This window comes from Ralstonia mojiangensis, assembly GCF_023955645.1.
Classification (GTDB): domain Bacteria; phylum Pseudomonadota; class Gammaproteobacteria; order Burkholderiales; family Burkholderiaceae; genus Ralstonia; species Ralstonia mojiangensis.
Genome location: NZ_JAMXHU010000003.1, coordinates 534,319 through 551,073 on the forward strand (window position 1 = coordinate 534,319; position 16,755 = coordinate 551,073).

Sequence of the window (16,755 nt, forward strand, 5' to 3'; positions counted from 1 at the left end):
AAGCCCCGCGGCACGCCTGCGGCAGTCACACAAATCCCGGTACACGGCCCGGAAAATGGCCGTTTTGGGGTTCCAACCGGACGGGAAACCCCTTGATTCCGCTATAATTTCCGGTTTCCGACCGGATTTTTGCACCATGGAAGCAGAACGCCTCAATGCCGTCCAGAACACGTTGGCCGACCTGAAGTCACGCGCCGACGACCTTCGGAGGTATCTTTGACTACGACGTCAAATCTGAACGTCTAGTTGAAGTCGATAAAGAACTCGAAAACCCCGAGGTCTGGAACGATCCCAAACGCGCCCAGGAACTGGGCCGCGAGAAGAAGTCGCTTGAAACCGTCGTGCTGGCGCTGACCAAGCTCGACGAAGACCTCACCGGCGGCGCCGAGCTGTTCGAGCTGGCCCGCGAAGAGGGCGACGACGACACCATCGAAGCCATCGAGGCTGACACCGCGGGCATGCGCGCCATTGTCGAAGACATGGAATTCCGCCGCATGTTCTCCGGCCCGATGGATGCAGCCAACTGCTTTATCGACATCCAGGCTGGCGCCGGCGGCACCGAAGCGTGCGACTGGGCGTCGATGCTGCTGCGCCAGTACCTGAAGTACTGCGAGCGCAAGGGCTTCAAGACCGAAGTGCTGGAAGAGTCCGAAGGCGACGTGGCCGGCATCAAGAGCGCATCGATCAAGGTCGAGGGCGAATACGCCTTTGGCTTCCTGCGCACCGAAACGGGCGTGCACCGCCTGGTGCGCAAGTCGCCGTTCGACTCGGCAGGCGGGCGCCACACGTCGTTCTCGTCGATCTTCGTGTATCCGGAAGTCGATGATTCGATCGAGATCGAGGTCAACCCGGCCGATCTGCGTGTCGATACGTACCGCGCTTCGGGCGCGGGCGGTCAGCACATCAACAAGACGGATTCGGCCGTGCGGATCACGCACATCCCGACCGGCATCGTCGTGCAGTGCCAGAACGACCGCTCGCAGCACCGCAACCGCGCCGAGGCGATGACGATGCTGAAGTCGCGCCTGTACGAGCACGAGCTGCGCAAACGTCAGGCTGCTGCCGACGCACAGGAAGCGGCGAAGACGGACGTGGGCTGGGGCCATCAGATCCGCTCGTATGTGCTGGACCAAAGCCGCATCAAGGATCTGCGCACCAACGTGGAAATCTCCAACACGCAGAAGGTGCTGGACGGCGACCTCGACCCGTTTATTCAGGCCAGCCTGAAGCAGGGCGTCTGATCCGAGCCAAACCAGAGCGACTGCCATGTCTGACACGTCCCTGTTCATCCTGACCGGTGCCTCGCGCGGCCTGGGCGCCGCGCTGGCCCAGGCGCTGATGCAGCCCGGTCGCCGCCTCATCTGCGTGGCACGCGGCGATAACGCTGAATTGCGCGCGCAGGCGGCCGCCGCCGGCGTGACGCTCGACTGGCACCAGGTCGACCTGTCCGACGCGCATGCCACTGAGGCCTGGATGACCAAGACGCTTGCCGCCCTGCCCGCTTTTGCCAACGTGACGCTGGTGCTCAACGCCGGCGCGGTCGAGCCGATCGGCACCATCGACACATTGCGCGCCGATACGCTGCTGCCGCACCTGCAACTGAACCTGGCCGGCCCGATGGCGCTGACCGCTGCCCTGCTGCGCGGCACCTCCGGGTGGAACGCGCAGCGCCGCGTGCTGGCGATCTCGTCGGGCGCGGCACGCCGGCCGATCGCCGGCTGGGCCGCGTATTGCACCGGCAAGGCGGGGCTGGACATGTTCGTGCGCGCCATCAACGCCGATGGCGACGCCAGCGTGCGCGCCGTGGCGCTGGCCCCGGGCGTCATCGACACCGACATGCAACGCACCATCCGTGGCGCCGACTTTGCTGGCGTGCAGCGCTTCCGCGATCTGCATGCGCATGGCGAGCTGGTCTCGCCGCAAGACGCCGCCGCGCGCATCGCCGCCTACCTCGTCCGCCCCGACTTTGGTGCGACCGAGCTGGACGACCTGCGCAACATCGCCTGAACCGACATTCCTCTCATCACCATCATGACCGAACAGAACAACCCGGCCGAATCGAATACCGCGGCCGCCGTGCCGGCGCAGGACGACAACAAGATCATCGCCGAGCGCCGCGAGAAACTGGCAGAGATCCGCCAGCAAGGCGTCGCGTTCCCCAATGATTTTCGCCCGACGCACCATGCCGGTGATCTGCAAGCGAAATACCGCGAGCTGGAGCAGGCTGCTCTGGAAGCCGAACCAGTGCAGGTGGCCGTTGCTGGCCGCATGATGCTCAAGCGCGTGATGGGCAAGGCCAGCTTTGCCACCGTGCAGGACGCCACCGACCGCATCCAGTTCTATATCAGCCGCGACGCCGTCGGCGAAGACGTCTACGCCAGCTTCAAGAAGTGGGACTTGGGCGATATCGTGGCCGCACGCGGCACGCTGATGAAGACGAAGACCGGCGAACTGTCGGTGGCTGTGACGGAACTGCGCCTGCTCTCGAAGAGCCTGCGCCCGCTGCCGGGTGATTACTACGGTCTGGCCGACCAGGAACAGAAGTACCGCCAGCGCTACGTCGATCTGATCGTCTCGAAGGAAACGCGCGACACATTCCGCGCCCGCACCAAGGCCATGGCTTCGCTGCGCAACTTCATGGCCGGCAACGGTTTCATGGAAGTCGAGACGCCGATGCTGCATCCGATTCCGGGCGGCGCGGCAGCCAAGCCGTTCATCACGCACCACAACGCGCTGGACATGCAGATGTTCCTGCGCATCGCGCCAGAGCTGTATCTCAAGCGCCTGATCGTGGGCGGTTTCGAGCGCGTGTACGAAATCAATCGCAATTTCCGTAACGAGGGCGTGTCGCCGCGACACAATCCCGAGTTCACGATGATGGAGTTCTACGCGGCCTACACGGACTACCGCTGGCTGATGGATTTCACCGAACAGTTGATCCGCCAAGCCGCCATCGACGCCTCGGCCACCGCCACGCTCACTTACCAGGGCCGCGAGTTGGATCTGGCCAAGCCGTTCCATCGCCTGACCATCTGCCAGGCAATCCAGAAGTACGCGCCGCAATACACCGACGCGCAACTGGCGGATGTCGACTTCCTCCGCGCCGAGCTGAAGAAGTTCAAGATCGACACCAACGCGCCGCAATTCCTGAACGCCGGCGTGGGTACCCTGCAGCTTGTGCTGTTTGAAGAAACCGCCGAGTCGCAACTGTGGGAGCCGACGTTCATCATCGACTACCCGGTCGAAGTGTCGCCGCTGGCACGTGGCTCCGACACGCTGCCCGGCATCACCGAGCGCTTCGAGCTGTTCATCACCGGCCGCGAAATCGCCAACGGCTTCTCCGAGCTGAATGATCCGGAAGACCAAGCTGAGCGCTTCCGCAAGCAGGTCGAACAGAAAGACGCCGGCGACGAGGAAGCCATGTTCTATGACGCCGACTACATCCGCGCGTTGGAATACGGCATGCCTCCGACCGGCGGCTGCGGCATCGGCATCGACCGTCTGGTGATGCTGCTGACGGACAGCCCGAATATCCGCGACGTGATCCTTTTCCCGCACCTGCGCCGCGAAGACTGATCGGCTCGGTCCTCCACCTCAAAAAACGCTCCTTCGGGAGCGTTTTTTTATTGCCCGCGCGGGCGCAAATCCTGCGCCTACCCCGCTATTTGTAACATCGCCCCGTTTTGACAATCTGCATCAAATCTTGCCAACCCATTGATTTTCAATAGAAAAATTGAAGTACAGATGCTTACAAATTAAAACGGCATCCGTTTGGGCGATGGACCACACTGTGATCATCGAAGGCCGAACCCCGAACCAATCACGGGCCGCAGGAGAACGAAGATGAACAACAACATCCAACCGAACCAAGGTCAGCAATATGGTGGCACGTCGCCGGGTCAAGTCCCGTCGTCGCCACGACGCATGCATCCGCTGATGACGACGGCAGCTGTGGCGGTGATCATCGCCAGCCTGACCGCAGTGGCCGCCATCACCGGCGTGCTGCCGACTTCGAAGGCTACGCAGGGCAGCACTGATCCGAATGTGGCTGCGCAATCAGCCGCGGCAATGCCGGGCGCTTCGGCCCCGATGGCGCTGGCTGCGCCGGGCCAGACAACGCAGCCGAATCAGGCCGCTCCGTATCCGGCACAAAACGTGGCGCCCGCTCCGGCGCGCGCCCGAGAGCCGTCGTACGCTGAACGTGCACCGTCGCCCAGCCCGAGCTATGCGCAAACACAGCCGCGCCAGTCGGCCAGCCCGTATGCCGGCCATGTGACGTCAGTCACCCCGATTACCACGCAAGGCAAGGAAACGGGCCTCGGCATGATCGGTGGCGCCGTGGTGGGCGGGTTGCTCGGTAACCAGATTGGCCGCGGCAATGGCCGTACGCTGGCGACAGTCGGCGGCGCGGTGGCAGGCGGTTATGGTGGCCATGTGGCGGAGAACTACTACAGCCGCGACACCCAATACCGCGTGAACGTGCGCATGGACAACGGTACAAACCGTAGCTTCACGTACAAAGCTGCGCCGGGCTTCCAGGCAGGCGAGCGCGTGCATATCGAGAACGGTACGCTGGTGGCTGGCTAACCCGGCATCGCCTTCGCACCAAAGAAAAACCGGCCTTCGGGGCCGGTTTTTTTATGCGTACGCGTTTTAGCGCTACGTGCTTATTCCGCTTCGTCGATCCAGGCTTGCTGGATGGCCTCGAGAAACTTCTCGCCGCCACGCTTATGGTCGTCGTCAAAGCCTTCCAGCGTGACAACCTTGTTATGCAGGTCGACAAAGTTCAGCCGCGTCGGATCGACGTCGGGGTACTTGTCGTACAGCGCTTCCGCGATCTGCTGGATGTCGTTCCATTTCATGATGGGCTCCCTCCTCCGCTGGCCGCTCGGCTCAGTGGTTTTCCTTGGCGTGGTTGATCGTGTATTTCGGAATCTCGACGGTCAAGTCGGTATCCGCCACCTTGGCCTGGCACGATAGGCGCGAGTTCGGCTCCAGGCCCCAAGCCTTATCGAGCAAATCTTCTTCCTTCTCGCTCGCCTCATCCAGCGAATTGAAGCCTTCGCGCACGATCACGTGGCAGGTCGTGCAAGCACACGACTTCTCGCAGGCGTGCTCGATCTCGATGTCGGCCCCCAGCAGCGCATCGCAGATGGTCGTGCCGGACTTGGCTTCGATCACGGCCCCTTCCGGGCAGTATTCGACGTGAGGAAGGACGACGATTTGTGGCATGAAAAACTCGTTCGATAAGTGTGATGTGGGGGATGCGATCGGCGATCAGCCGAGCTCCTCGATACGTTTGCCGGCAAGCGCCTTCCGGATGCCGCGATCCATACGGCGCGCGGCGAATTCGTCAGTGCCGTGCGACAGGGCATCCACGGCGTCCTTGATGGCGCGGTGGTCTTCGCCCTGCATGGTGGCGCGCAGCGCGGCAATTTCGGTGTCGATGGCGGCGCGCTCCTCCGGCGATAGCAGATCGCCATCGGCCGCCAGCGCCTGCGACAGCGCCTCAAGCAAGCGCTCGCCTTCAACCCGCTCTTCCGCCAGCGCACGACGGCGCATGTCGTCTTCGGCGGATTGAAAGCCTTCCTTCAGCATGCGGGCGACATCGTCATCGCCCAGACCGTACGACGGTTTCACAGCAATCGCCGCTTCCACGCCCGACACCGTTTCGCGTGCCGACACGGACAGCAAACCATCAGCGTCCACCTGATACGTCACGCGAATGCGTGCGGCGCCGGCCACCATCGGCGGGATGCCGCGCAACTCGAAACGCGCCAGCGATCGGCAATCGCTCGCCAGTTCGCGCTCGCCCTGCAGCACGTGGATCGCCATGGCCGTCTGGCCGTCTTTGAACGTGGTGAATTCCTGCGCGCGCGCGACGGGAATCGTGCTGTTACGCGGGATGATCTTCTCGACCAGGCCGCCCATCGTCTCGACGCCCAGCGACAGCGGGATCACGTCGAGCAGCAGCCAGTCTTCACCCGGCGCACGGTTACCGGCCAGCAGGTTGGCCTGCATGGCCGCACCAATGGCGACCACCTGGTCGGGATCGAGATTCGTGAGCGGCGTCTGGCCAAACAGTTGGCCAACGGCACGGCGGATGATCGGCATGCGCGTCGCACCACCAACCAGCACAACGCCCTTCACTTCTTCGACCGTCACGCCCGCATCGCGCAACGCGCGGCGCACCGGCGACAGCGTCTTCTGCACGAGATTGGCGGTCAGTTCGGCAAAGGTTTCGGCGGTCAACACGAGATGCACGGTCTCGCCGGTGGAGAGCATCGCGTCAATCTCGGTGCTGTCGGCGGTGGAGAGCCATTCCTTGGCGGCGCGTGCCTTGTTCAGCAGCAGACGTGTGTCTTCGGCCGAGAGCGGTTGCAGGCCGGCTTGCTCGACGATCCAGCACACGACGCGCTGGTCGAAATCGTCACCGCCGAGCGCGGAGTCACCGCCCGTCGACATCACCTCGAACACGCCCTTGGTGAGCTTGAGCACCGAGATGTCGAACGTACCGCCGCCCAAGTCATAGACGGCGTAAATGCCTTCGGCGGCGTTGTCCAGGCCGTAGGCGATGGCGGCGGCGGTCGGCTCGTTCAGCAGGCGCAGCACGTTCAGACCGGCCAGCTTGGCGGCGTCCTTGGTGGCTTGGCGCTGTGCATCGTCAAAGTACGCCGGGACGGTGATGACGGCGCCGACGAGTTCGTCGCCGAGCGTATCTTCGGCACGTTGGCGCAGCGTGGCGAGAATCTCCGCCGACACTTCCACCGGGCTCTTCACGCCGGCTACGGTCTTCAGTTGGACCATGCCGGGCGCGTCGACAAAGTCGTACGGCGTGTTCTCAATGTGAGCGACGTCCTTCAGGCCGCGCCCCATGAAACGCTTGACCGAGATGATGGTGTTCTTCGGGTCACGCACGGCTTCGGCCTGAGCCTTATAGCCAATATGCGCGCCGCCCGTCGCCAGATAGCGCACCACGGAGGGCAGCAGCGGGCGGCCCTGATCATCAGGCAGCACTTCCGGCACGCTGCTGCGCACGGAGGCCACCAGCGAGTTGGTCGTGCCCAGGTCGATGCCGACCGCCAGACGGCGCTGGTGCGGTGCGGGCGATTCGCCAGGTTCGGAAATCTGCAGTAAAGCCATGGGGATGTCTCGATTGCGCGGATGGGCTGCCTGCCGGGGCAAACCCAACATTGTCGCAAATTCTGGGTTCTAGTCGTCCAGCCGGTCGATGGACTCGGCGGTGTCGCGTTCGATCTTTTCGATGAACATCAATTGGCGCACGGCATCGGCCGCCGCCGCGGTGTTGCCATCGCCGCCGAGCAGGCCGGACAGTGCCTGATAACGCGCACGTTTTTCCTTGCGCAGCATGGTCAGCAAATCGTCCAGCGCATCCACATCGCGCCCGGCCTTGGCGTCGCCAAGCGTTTCGCGCCACTCCATTTGCTGCATCAGGAACGCGGGCGGCATAGCCGTGTTGTTCTCCGCCTGCACGTCAATACCACGCAGGTGCAATAGATACGTCGCCCGTTTGAGCGGATCACGCAGCGTCTGATACGCCTCGTTGGCGCGCGTGGCCCATTGCATGGCGACGCGGCGTTCGGCGTCGCCCGCATGGGCATAACGATCGGGATGCGCCTGCGACTGCACGGTGCGATAGGCAGCGTTCAGAGCGTCGTCGTCGACCTCGAAGTGCTCGGGCAGACCGAAGAGGGAAAAATGCGTCGTGTGTGCGGACAAACCGGAATTCATGAATAAAAAAAGCGGCCGCGCCGCCTCGTGTTCCTTCGTGTTCCTTATTCGACCGGTTCACCCCGATCGCACTTCAGGCACTCCACAACCACGCCGATCTTGCTGGCGCGCCCGGCTTCGGTTTCTGTCCAGAGCCGCAACTGCCAAGGCGGATCGTGGCGCATGTGCTGCCCGTGTCCGCAAGCGAGACGGGCGACCCAGTGGCCCTCCTCATCCCGCTCGAAACCAACAATCGCCTGCTTCAATGTGCCCCGCTCAAACGCGGAACGACTCGCCGCAGCCGCACTCGTCCTTCACGTTCGGGTTGTTGAAGCGGAACCCTTCGTTCAGGCCTTCGCGTGCGTAGTCCAATTCGGTACCGTCGATGTACGGCAAGCTCTTCGGATCGACGATCACCTTGACGCCGTTGGATTCGAAGACCTCGTCTTCGGCGGCAATCTCATCTGCATATTCGAGCTTGTATGCCAGGCCCGAGCAGCCCGTGGTCTTCACGCCCACGCGCAAGCCCACGCCTTTGCCACGGCGGGTGAGGTAGCGGGAAACGTGCTGCGCGGCCTTGTCGGTCAGGGTGATCATGCTGCGTCCTTTCTATCCAAACCGGCTCAAGCAGCCTTCTGCTCGGCCGAGCCGTGCTTTTCCTTGTAGTCGGCCACGGCCGCCTTGATGGCGTCTTCGGCCAGGATCGAGCAATGGATCTTCACCGGCGGCAAGGCCAGCTCTTCAGCGATGGCCGTGTTGCGGATTTCCAGCGCCTGATCCAGCGTCTTGCCCTTCACCCATTCCGTCACCAGCGACGACGAAGCGATGGCCGAGCCGCAGCCGTAGGTCTTGAACTTGGCGTCTTCGATCACGCCCTGCTCGTTGACCTTGATCTGCAGCTTCATCACGTCGCCGCAAGCCGGCGCGCCGACCATGCCGGTACCGACCGTGTCGTCGCCCTTCTCGAACGAACCGACGTTGCGCGGGTTTTCGTAATGGTCCAGAACTTGGTTGCTGTAAGACATTTCACACCTCTTTCAATCGTTGGCTGGCGCGGGGGCGCCGTTGTTCTCAAACGCCGCGCTTAGTGCGCCGCCCATTGAATGCTGTTCAGATCCACGCCGTCCTTGTACATCTCCCATAGCGGAGACAGGTCGCGCAGCTTGCCGATCTTGTTCTTGAGCAGTTCGACCACGTAGTCCACTTCTTCTTCCGTGGTGAAGCGGCCGACCGTGAAGCGGATCGAGCTGTGCGCCAGTTCGTCGTTGCGGCCAAGCGCACGCAGCACGTACGAAGGTTCCAGCGAGGCCGACGTACAGGCCGAGCCCGACGACACGGCAACGTCCTTGATGGCCATGATCAGCGACTCGCCTTCGACAAAGTTGAAGCTGATGTTGAGGTTGTGCGGTACACGGGCTTCCATATCGCCGTTCACATACACCTCTTCCATCGTGTTCAGGCCGCGATACAGGCGATCACGCAGCATGCGGATGCGCTCGTTCTCGGTCGCCATTTCTTCCTTGGCGATGCGGAAGGCCTCGCCCATGCCCACAATCTGGTGCGTCGCAAGCGTGCCCGAACGCATGCCGCGCTCGTGGCCACCGCCGTGCATCTGCGCTTCGATGCGGATACGCGGCTTGCGACGCACATACAGCGCGCCGATGCCCTTCGGCCCATACGTCTTGTGGGCCGAGAACGACATCAGGTCGACCTTCAGCTTCTGCAGGTCGATGCCCACCTTTCCCGTGGCCTGCGCGGCATCCACGTGGAAGATCACGCCCTTTTCGCGGCAGATCTCGCCCAACTGCTCGATGTCCTGAACCACGCCGATTTCGTTGTTCACCATCATCACCGACGCAAGAATGGTGTCGGGGCGGATGGCTTGCTTGAAAACTTCGATATCGATCAGGCCATTGTCCTTCACGTCCAGATACGTCACCTCGAAGCCCTGGCGCTCCAGCTCACGCGTCGTGTCCAGCACAGCTTTGTGCTCGGTCTTAACGGTGATGATGTGCTTGCCCTTGCTGCTGTAGAAGTTGGCAGCGCCCTTGATCGCCAGGTTGTCGGATTCGGTGGCGCCGGACGTCCAGACGATTTCACGCGGGTCGGCATTCACCAGCGCGGCAACCTGCTCGCGCGCGGTCTCGACCGCCTTTTCGGCTTCCCAACCAAACGGGTGGCTGCGCGAGGCAGGATTGCCAAAGCTCTCGCGCAGGTACGGGATCATCTTGTCGACCACGCGCGGATCCACCGGCGTCGTCGCGGAATAGTCCATGTAGATGGGAAGATGCGGGGTGCTCATATCTTGTCTGCCTTGTGTGGGGGGCGATGTTCTTGTGTGGGGCTGGCGTCGTGGCCGGCCTCACGCCGGCGCAATCACGCCTGCGCCAGACTGAAAACGGAGTTGACCAGCGGCGCGCGCTTGACGGGCTCGGCAGCCACTGACGTCGCGGCCGGCGCATCAACGGTACGGGCGCGTGCCGGTGCGCGTTCGCGGCGAGCCGGACGCGCTTCACGCATGTCCTGGATCACTTCGGGCTGACGTTCGCGTTGCTGATCGACCAGATTCTGCAGCGACACCGAATCGAGATACTCGACCATCTTCTGATTGAGCGTGGCCCACAGGTCGTGCGTCATGCAGCGGCCCGTGTGACCGCCGACATGCTCTTCGCCGCCGCAGTTGCCCTTGCCGCCACATTGGGTGGCGTCCAGCGGCTCATCCACGGCGATGATGATGTCGGCAACGGTGACGTCGTCGGCACGGCGTGCGAGGCTGTAGCCGCCGCCCGGACCGCGCACGCTTTCCACGATTTCGTGGCGGCGCAGTTTGCCGAACAGCTGCTCCAGATACGACAGCGAAATCTTCTGACGCTGGCTGATGCCAGCCAGCGTGACCGGACCCTGCTCTTGGCGCAGCGCCAAGTCAATCATGGCGGTGACCGCGAAGCGGCCTTTGGTGGTCAATCTCATGGCGTCGGGGAAATACCTGATCGTTTTGCTCAAGTATAAAGGAACCCGACAAAATCGGTCAACTAAGGTGTCGGGGGATTCCGCGTCGCAGCAAGGGGATTTGCAGAGCCCGAAAACCGGGATGGCCACGCGGCAGGCCGTATTGTGGACTAAAACAATCAACCACGTTCGATAGGGCTATCACACCACTCCCGCAACGCAACTTGCCGGGCCGTCGCGAAGGCGCCGTCACTGCGGGTTTTTCCTTATGCGGTGAAAAGCGCAATTTGATTGACTTCTGTTACGCGGTAGCCGAGACTGTCAGATACGCAAACGTTTGCGAAGAGCGAGGCGCGATTGCCCTTAGGAATGCCTTACGGCATGAAGCGGCAACGACGCCCGCATCCCACCCGCCCAGATAGGCCTCTTCCTGGAGGAGACACCATGGATATCCGCCGTCGCCGCGCCCTGCAACTTGGCGCGGGCTCTGCCGTAGCTGCTGCTCTGCCCTTCCCGTTTTCGCTGGCGTACGCGGCCAATCGGCCGCCCAAAGTGGCGCTGGTCATGAAGTCGCTCGCCAACGAGTTCTTCCTGACCATGGAGAACGGCGCCCGCAAGCATCAGAAGGACCACGCATCGGAGTACTCGCTGCTGACCAACGGCATTCGCGACGAAACCGACACCGCCGGCCAGATCCGCCTGGTCGAGCAGATGATCGTCGCGCGTGTGGATGCGCTGGTGCTGGCGCCAGCCGACTCCAAGGCGTTGGTACCGGTCGTCAAGAAAGCGGTGGACGCGGGCATTCTCGTCATCAACATCGACAACCGGCTAGACCCGGCGGCGCTAAAAGAGAAAGGGCTCAATGTGCCTTTCGTGGGGCCGGACAACCGCAAGGGTGCGCGACTCGTGGGCGACTTCGTTGCCAAGTCGCTTAAGCCGGGCGATGCCGTGGGCATTATCGAAGGCATTCCGACCACGACAAACGCCCAGCAGCGCACCGCCGGCTTCAAGGATGCGGCCGAAGCCGCCAAGCTGAAGATCGCCGGGGTGCAATCGGGCGAATGGGAAATCGATAAGGGCAACAAGGTGGCAGCCGCCATGCTGCGCTCGGAGCCTGACCTGAAGGCGCTGCTGTGCGGCAACGACAACATGGCCATCGGCGCTGTGTCGGCAGTGCGCGCGGCAGGCAAGCTGGGCAAGGTGCTGATTGGCGGCTACGACAACATCGACGCCATCAAAGCCATGCTGGCGGATGGGCGTGTCGTAGCCACTGCTGATCAACACGCCGATCAGCAAGCCGTCTACGGCATCGAGACCGCCCTGAAGGCGCTGGCCGCCAAGACGCCGCAGGCGAAGCTGTCGGGTGTCGTCGAGACACCGGTCAACCTCGTCACGCGCACGTAACGCCACAGACCGGCAAGCCGCCGCCAGCCATGTCTGCCGCTTACGAACCTCGCCCGCCGCTGCTGCGCGTCTCCGCCGTCAGCAAGCACTACGCCGCCCCCGTGCTGCGAGATATCGATCTCGATGTGCACGCGGGCGAGGTGCTTGCGCTCACGGGGGAGAACGGCGCCGGCAAGAGCACGCTTTCCAAGATCCTCTGCGGACTGGAAACGGCGACTTCCGGGTCGATGACGCTGGCCGGCACGCTGTACGCACCCGATTCGCGCAGCGCAGCCGAAGCGCTGGGCGTGCGCATGGTGCTGCAGGAACTGAGCATGGTACCCACGCTCACCGTGGCCGAAAACCTGTTCCTGGGCGACCTCCCCCGGCGGTTCGGTTTTGTGGATCGTTCCGCGTTGCGCCATCGAGCCGAACAGGCGCTCGCGCGCGTCGGCCTGGACCTCGATCCGTGGACGCCCGTCCAGACGCTCGGCATCGGCCACCGGCAGATGATCGAGATTGCCCGAGCGCTGGCGAGCGCATGCCGTGTGCTGATCCTCGACGAGCCGACGGCGATGCTGAGCGCGCACGAGAGCGCCACGCTGTTCGAGCGCATCGACGCGCTGCGCCGCGAAGGCGTGGCGATTATCTACATCTCCCACCGCCTGGACGAACTCGCGCGCATTGCCGATCGCATCGTCGTGCTGCGTGACGGCAAGCTGGTTACCGATGCGCCGGCCGCGACGGTCACGCAGGATGCGCTGATCCAGGCGATGGTCGGTCGCGATGTGGCCGCCGCATCCGAAACACAACATGCCACGCGCGCGCCGTGGCTCGGTGACGGCTCACCGGCGCTGCGGGTGAGCGGCCTCACGCGTACGCCGGCCGTGCGTGACGTGAGCTTTGACGTGGCGCCGGGGGAAATCTTTGGCATCGCGGGGCTAGTCGGCGCGGGGCGCACGGAGCTGCTGCGGCTGATCTTCGGTGCAGACCGCGCGGATGCGGGCACCGTCGAGGTGGGCTCGCCGCTGGCGCCTGTGCGCATCCGCTCGCCCGGCGATGCGGTACGCCACGGCATCAGCCTGCTCACCGAAGACCGCAAGGACGAAGGCCTGATGCTGAGCCTGCCCATCGCCACGAACATCGCGCTGGGCAACATGCCAGGCGTCACGAAACGCGGCTGGCTGCAACCCGCGCAAGAGCGTGCGCTGGCGCAGCGGCACATCGGCGCCTTGCGTGTCCGGTGCGCGGGTCCGGAGCAGCCGGTGGGTGAACTATCTGGCGGCAATCAGCAGAAGGTGGCCATCGCCCGCTGGCTGGAGCGCGACACGCCAGTGCTGCTATTCGATGAGCCGACGCGAGGGGTGGATGTCGGCGCCAAGTTCGACATCTATACGCTGCTCGACGCGCTGGCCGCGCGAGGCAAGGCGCTGGTCGTGGTCTCGAGCGATCTGCGCGAACTCATGCAACTGTGTGATCGCATTGGTGTCATGCGCGCCGGGCGGCTCACGCACATCTTCCAACGCGACGGCTGGAGCCAAGACACGCTGCTCGCCGCCGCTTTCGGTGAATCGGGCGAATCCGATTCACGTGCACCCCAATCGCCCTCGGAGACCGCAGATGCGCTCTGATTCCACCCTGCCCCCGACGCCGCCCGCAGCGACCGCCGGCACGCGCGCGGCGCTGGGCATGTCGCTTGGCACCATCGGCGGGTTGCTCGCTGCGCTGGTCGCCATGCTGGTGCTGTTCGGCACGCTGTCGCCGACGTTCTTCTCGCTGCCCACGTTCACAACCATCGCCAACGAGATCCCCGACCTGCTGGTGATGGCCGTGGGCATGACCTTCATCCTGATGATCGGCGGCATTGATTTGTCGGTGGGCTCGGTGCTGGCGCTGTCGGCTTCGGTGCTGTCCGTGGCCATGACCAAGTTCGGGTGGGGCCTGTTGCCAGCAGCGCTGGCGGGCGTGGCGCTGGCCACGGCGGCCGGCATGCTGACCGGCGCGGTCACAGTCCACTGGGGCATTCCGTCGTTCATCGTGTCACTGGGCGTGTTGGAAATGGCGCGCGGCCTCGCCTACAGCCTCACCGATTCGCGCACGGTGTACATCGGCAGCGCGGTCGACTGGCTGGCCAACCCCATCGCGCTGGGCATTGCGCCGTCGTTCCTGATTGCGATTGTCATCACGATCGTTGGCCAGATTGTGCTGGTGCGCACGGTGTTCGGCCGCTACCTGGTGGCCATCGGCACCAATGAAGAAGCCGTGCGGCTGGCGGGCGTGAATCCGCGGCCATACAAGGTTGCCGTGTTTGCGCTGATGGGATTGTTGTCGGGGCTGGCGGCGCTGTTCCAGGTGTCGCGTCTGGAAGCGGCCGATCCGAACGCGGGCGTAGGCATGGAACTGCAGGTGATCGCGGCCGTGGTGATCGGCGGCACGAGCCTGATGGGCGGACGCGGGTCGGTCGTGCGCACGCTGTTCGGCGTGCTGATCATCTCGGTGCTCGAATCAGGCCTTGCACAGATCGGCGCCTCCGAGCCCACCAAACGAATCATCACGGGCGCGGTCATCGTCGCGGCCGTGGTCATGGATACCTATCGCAGCAAGCGCAACCGCAGCAAGCAACATTAAGAGACAGAGGAGATCGTCATGGCAACCATCAAGGACGTGGCCGCACTGGCCGGGGTTTCGTTCACCACCGTCTCGCACGTCATCAACAACACAAGGCCAGTCAACGCCGAGACACGCAAGCGCGTGGAAGAAGCCATCCGGGCTACGCGCTATGTGCCCAGCGCCGTGGCACGCTCGCTCAAACACCGCACCACGCGCACCATCGGCGTGCTCGTGCCCACCGCCACCAATCCGTACTTTGCGGAGTTGGCACGCGGCATTGAAGACGTGTGCGCTGCCGCCGGCTACAGCGTCATCCTCTGCAACTCCGACGACGACCCCCGCAAGCAGCGCGACTACCTGCGTGTGCTGATGGAAAAGCGCGTCGACGGCATCATCGTCAGCAGCGCCGGGCCAGACACGGCGCTGGTCGAAGCGCTCGGTGAATCCGCCCTGCCCATCGTGATGGTCGACCGCCCGACCGAAGGCATCCAGGCCGACCAAGTGCAAGTCGATCACGAAGAAGGCGCGTACATGGCGACCAAGCATCTGCTGGACCTCGGTCACCGCCGCATCGCCTGCATCAGCGGGCCGTCGGCACTGAGCGTGACGGCTGAGCGCCTGGCCGGTTTCCACCGCGCGCTGCGCGAAGCCGGCGTGCCAGAAGCCTCGGCCCGCATTGCCGAAGGCGATTTCACCAGCCCAGGCGGCTACCGTGCCGCGCGCCAGTTGTTGACCGAAGGCGAGATGCCCACGGCCATCTTTGCCGGTAATGACCTGATGGGTATCGGCGCGCTGCGCGCTGCGGCGGAACTGGGCATTCCTGTGCCGAAGGCGCTGTCCGTGATGGGCTTTGACGACATCGAACTGAGCCGCTACGTCTATCCGGCGCTGTCCACCGTTGGCCAATCGATCCGCCAACTCGGCGAGACCACCGCGCAGACGCTGCTCGAACACCTCGGCGACAACGCCTTGCGCCATCCCGTGGAAGAGCACCGTGCGCGCCGCATCGTGCTGCCGCCGCGCCTGTCTTTGCGCGAATCCACCGCCGAGCCTGAGCGCCCGGCACGTGCCGCCTGATTCAGCATTCCTTTCACGCTTTCAACGTAGTCCCGACATGGTGGCCAAGCGCCCTTCCGCCTCTTCCGCGCACCCCGCTGCCGACGTGCTGATCGTCGGCAGCCTGAATATGGATCTCGTGATCCGCACGCCGCGCTTGCCGCGTCCCGGGCAAACGGTTGCTGCGCCTGCGCTGGAAACCATCCCAGGCGGCAAGGGTGCCAACCAGGCCGTGGCGACAGCGCGCCTGGGGGCCCGTGTCGCCATGCTCGGCTGCGTGGGTGACGACGCATACGGCACCGCACTGCGCGACGGCCTGCGCCGCGAGGGCGTGGACACATCGATGGTGTCGGTGCACGCCGGGGCCGCCACCGGCATCGCCTGCGTGACCGTGGCCAACAGCGGCCAGAACACCATCGTCATCGTGGCTGGCGCCAACGAACTGCTGACGCCAGCGATGATCGAAGCGCAACAGGCAGCGTTCGAACGCGCGCGCGTAATCGTTTGTCAGTTGGAATCTCCGCCGGATGCGGTGGAATGCGCGCTCAAGCTCGGGCAGCGGCTTGGCAAAAAGGTCATCCTGAACCCGGCGCCTGCCATCGGCCCGCTGCCTACCCCATGGATTGCAGCCTGCGATTACCTGATCCCCAACGAAACCGAAGCGGCGCTACTGACAGCCCGCCCTGTCGATTCGCCCGGAGCCGCACTGGATGCCGCCGCTGATCTGCATGCACAAGGTGCGCGGCACGTGATCGTCACGTTGGGGGCGCGCGGCGTGGCTTACGTAGATGCGCAGTCGCGCCTGTTGATGCCGGCACCGATCGCGCACGCCATCGACACTACCGCTGCCGGCGATACGTTTGTCGGCGCGCTGGCTGTGGCACTGGCAGAAGGCGTGTCGCCCGATACGGCCATCGAATTCGGGCAAGCCGCGGCGGCAGTGTCAGTCACGCGGCTCGGCGCGCAGCCATCCATTCCGTTCCGCAGCGAGTTGGGCGCGCCTGCCGCGCCCGCAACCCACTAGAC

At 64.0% G+C, this 16,755-nt stretch carries 18 protein-coding genes; 9 read left to right on the forward strand and 9 right to left on the reverse strand.

Annotated elements, in window-relative coordinates; translation table 11 throughout:
* Window positions 1-136 precede the first annotated feature (136 nt).
* The 4 genes from prfB to NG898_RS14690 all read left to right on the forward strand — a co-directional run bounded on the left by prfB (window position 137) and on the right by NG898_RS14690 (window position 4,587).
* Window positions 137-1,241 (forward strand): peptide chain release factor 2 gene (gene prfB / locus NG898_RS14675; protein ID WP_139219361.1). Its coding sequence is split into 2 segments (ribosomal slippage): window positions 137-217 and window positions 219-1,241, totalling 1,104 coding nucleotides; the frame shifts between segments, so codons are not numbered across the junction.
* 25 nt (window positions 1,242-1,266) lie between these two features.
* Window positions 1,267-2,007 (forward strand): SDR family oxidoreductase, encoded by a 741-nt coding sequence (locus tag NG898_RS14680; RefSeq protein ID WP_252693003.1) that lies wholly within the window; start codon window positions 1,267-1,269, stop codon window positions 2,005-2,007.
* Between the two features lie 24 nt (window positions 2,008-2,031).
* Window positions 2,032-3,576: a lysine--tRNA ligase gene (lysS, locus tag NG898_RS14685; protein WP_252693005.1), complete on the forward strand. Its 1,545-nt coding sequence runs from the start codon at window positions 2,032-2,034 to the stop codon at window positions 3,574-3,576.
* 267 nt (window positions 3,577-3,843) lie between these two features.
* Entirely contained in the window at window positions 3,844-4,587 is a 744-nt protein-coding gene (locus tag NG898_RS14690) for a glycine zipper 2TM domain-containing protein (protein ID WP_252693007.1), read from the forward strand.
* An 80-nt stretch (window positions 4,588-4,667) separates the two neighbouring features.
* Here NG898_RS14690 and iscX read toward each other — a convergent pair whose 3' ends face one another.
* The 9 genes from iscX to iscR all read right to left on the reverse strand — a co-directional run bounded on the left by iscX (window position 4,668) and on the right by iscR (window position 10,701).
* A complete protein-coding gene (iscX, locus tag NG898_RS14695) occupies window positions 4,668-4,862 on the reverse strand; it encodes a Fe-S cluster assembly protein IscX (RefSeq protein WP_009238557.1) in 195 nt (64 codons plus the stop codon).
* A 31-nt stretch (window positions 4,863-4,893) separates the two neighbouring features.
* Entirely contained in the window at window positions 4,894-5,232 is a 339-nt protein-coding gene (gene fdx, locus NG898_RS14700; protein ID WP_092971597.1) for an ISC system 2Fe-2S type ferredoxin, read from the reverse strand.
* A 45-nt stretch (window positions 5,233-5,277) separates the two neighbouring features.
* Window positions 5,278-7,143, reverse strand: a complete 1,866-nt coding sequence (gene hscA, locus NG898_RS14705) for a Fe-S protein assembly chaperone HscA (RefSeq protein ID WP_252693009.1) — start codon at window positions 7,141-7,143, stop codon at window positions 5,278-5,280.
* 69 nt (window positions 7,144-7,212) lie between these two features.
* The gene (hscB, locus tag NG898_RS14710) at window positions 7,213-7,752 is read right to left on the reverse strand and encodes a Fe-S protein assembly co-chaperone HscB (protein ID WP_252693010.1); all 540 of its coding nucleotides are present in this window, start codon (window positions 7,750-7,752) and stop codon (window positions 7,213-7,215) included.
* Window positions 7,753-7,796: 44 nt separating this feature from the next.
* Window positions 7,797-7,997, reverse strand: a complete 201-nt coding sequence (locus NG898_RS14715; RefSeq protein ID WP_252693012.1) for a DUF3565 domain-containing protein — start codon at window positions 7,995-7,997, stop codon at window positions 7,797-7,799.
* 10 nt (window positions 7,998-8,007) lie between these two features.
* Window positions 8,008-8,328: an iron-sulfur cluster assembly protein IscA gene (iscA, locus tag NG898_RS14720; RefSeq protein WP_024976135.1), complete on the reverse strand. Its 321-nt coding sequence runs from the start codon at window positions 8,326-8,328 to the stop codon at window positions 8,008-8,010.
* Window positions 8,329-8,354: 26 nt separating this feature from the next.
* On the reverse strand, window positions 8,355-8,756 hold the full coding sequence (gene iscU / locus NG898_RS14725) for a Fe-S cluster assembly scaffold IscU (protein WP_004635709.1): 402 nt from the start codon (window positions 8,754-8,756) through the stop codon (window positions 8,355-8,357).
* A 59-nt stretch (window positions 8,757-8,815) separates the two neighbouring features.
* Window positions 8,816-10,033 carry an IscS subfamily cysteine desulfurase gene (locus NG898_RS14730; RefSeq protein ID WP_092971601.1) on the reverse strand — a complete coding sequence of 406 codons (1,218 nt, stop codon included), beginning with the start codon at window positions 10,031-10,033 and terminating at the stop codon, window positions 8,816-8,818.
* A gap of 74 nt (window positions 10,034-10,107) precedes the next feature.
* Complete coding sequence (gene iscR, locus NG898_RS14735; protein ID WP_252693014.1) at window positions 10,108-10,701, reverse strand: Fe-S cluster assembly transcriptional regulator IscR; 594 nt, start codon at window positions 10,699-10,701, stop codon at window positions 10,108-10,110.
* A 423-nt stretch (window positions 10,702-11,124) separates the two neighbouring features.
* Between iscR and NG898_RS14740 the strand changes: the two genes are divergently transcribed.
* From NG898_RS14740 to rbsK, 5 genes are read left to right on the forward strand one after another with little or no spacing between them, the layout of a single operon-like run.
* Window positions 11,125-12,084 carry a sugar ABC transporter substrate-binding protein gene (locus NG898_RS14740; protein WP_252693016.1) on the forward strand — a complete coding sequence of 320 codons (960 nt, stop codon included), beginning with the start codon at window positions 11,125-11,127 and terminating at the stop codon, window positions 12,082-12,084.
* Window positions 12,085-12,113: 29 nt separating this feature from the next.
* On the forward strand, window positions 12,114-13,694 hold the full coding sequence (locus NG898_RS14745; RefSeq protein WP_252693018.1) for a sugar ABC transporter ATP-binding protein: 1,581 nt from the start codon (window positions 12,114-12,116) through the stop codon (window positions 13,692-13,694).
* Window positions 13,684-14,691: an ABC transporter permease gene (locus NG898_RS14750; protein ID WP_252693020.1), complete on the forward strand. Its 1,008-nt coding sequence runs from the start codon at window positions 13,684-13,686 to the stop codon at window positions 14,689-14,691. Before NG898_RS14745 ends, NG898_RS14750 begins: the two co-directional genes overlap by 11 nt.
* A gap of 18 nt (window positions 14,692-14,709) precedes the next feature.
* Window positions 14,710-15,750, forward strand: coding sequence for a LacI family DNA-binding transcriptional regulator (locus tag NG898_RS14755; RefSeq protein ID WP_252693022.1), 1,041 nt, complete (start codon window positions 14,710-14,712; stop codon window positions 15,748-15,750).
* Between the two features lie 37 nt (window positions 15,751-15,787).
* On the forward strand, window positions 15,788-16,753 hold the full coding sequence (gene rbsK / locus NG898_RS14760) for a ribokinase (protein WP_252693024.1): 966 nt from the start codon (window positions 15,788-15,790) through the stop codon (window positions 16,751-16,753).
* Window positions 16,754-16,755: the final 2 nt, after the last annotated feature.

Coding starts and splice junctions, on each gene's coding strand:
- NG898_RS14680 (WP_252693003.1), top strand. CDS start 1,267: ATGTCTGACACGTCCCTGTTCATCCTGACCGGTGCCTCGCGCGGCCTG.
- lysS (WP_252693005.1), top strand. CDS start 2,032: ATGACCGAACAGAACAACCCGGCCGAATCGAATACCGCGGCCGCCGTG.
- NG898_RS14690 (WP_252693007.1), top strand. CDS start 3,844: ATGAACAACAACATCCAACCGAACCAAGGTCAGCAATATGGTGGCACG.
- iscX (WP_009238557.1), bottom strand. CDS start 4,862: ATGAAATGGAACGACATCCAGCAGATCGCGGAAGCGCTGTACGACAAG.
- fdx (WP_092971597.1), bottom strand. CDS start 5,232: ATGCCACAAATCGTCGTCCTTCCTCACGTCGAATACTGCCCGGAAGGG.
- hscA (WP_252693009.1), bottom strand. CDS start 7,143: ATGGCTTTACTGCAGATTTCCGAACCTGGCGAATCGCCCGCACCGCAC.
- hscB (WP_252693010.1), bottom strand. CDS start 7,752: ATGAATTCCGGTTTGTCCGCACACACGACGCATTTTTCCCTCTTCGGT.
- iscA (WP_024976135.1), bottom strand. CDS start 8,328: ATGATCACCCTGACCGACAAGGCCGCGCAGCACGTTTCCCGCTACCTC.
- iscU (WP_004635709.1), bottom strand. CDS start 8,756: ATGTCTTACAGCAACCAAGTTCTGGACCATTACGAAAACCCGCGCAAC.
- NG898_RS14730 (WP_092971601.1), bottom strand. CDS start 10,033: ATGAGCACCCCGCATCTTCCCATCTACATGGACTATTCCGCGACGACG.
- iscR (WP_252693014.1), bottom strand. CDS start 10,701: ATGAGATTGACCACCAAAGGCCGCTTCGCGGTCACCGCCATGATTGAC.
- NG898_RS14740 (WP_252693016.1), top strand. CDS start 11,125: ATGGATATCCGCCGTCGCCGCGCCCTGCAACTTGGCGCGGGCTCTGCC.
- NG898_RS14745 (WP_252693018.1), top strand. CDS start 12,114: ATGTCTGCCGCTTACGAACCTCGCCCGCCGCTGCTGCGCGTCTCCGCC.
- NG898_RS14750 (WP_252693020.1), top strand. CDS start 13,684: ATGCGCTCTGATTCCACCCTGCCCCCGACGCCGCCCGCAGCGACCGCC.
- NG898_RS14755 (WP_252693022.1), top strand. CDS start 14,710: ATGGCAACCATCAAGGACGTGGCCGCACTGGCCGGGGTTTCGTTCACC.
- rbsK (WP_252693024.1), top strand. CDS start 15,788: ATGGTGGCCAAGCGCCCTTCCGCCTCTTCCGCGCACCCCGCTGCCGAC.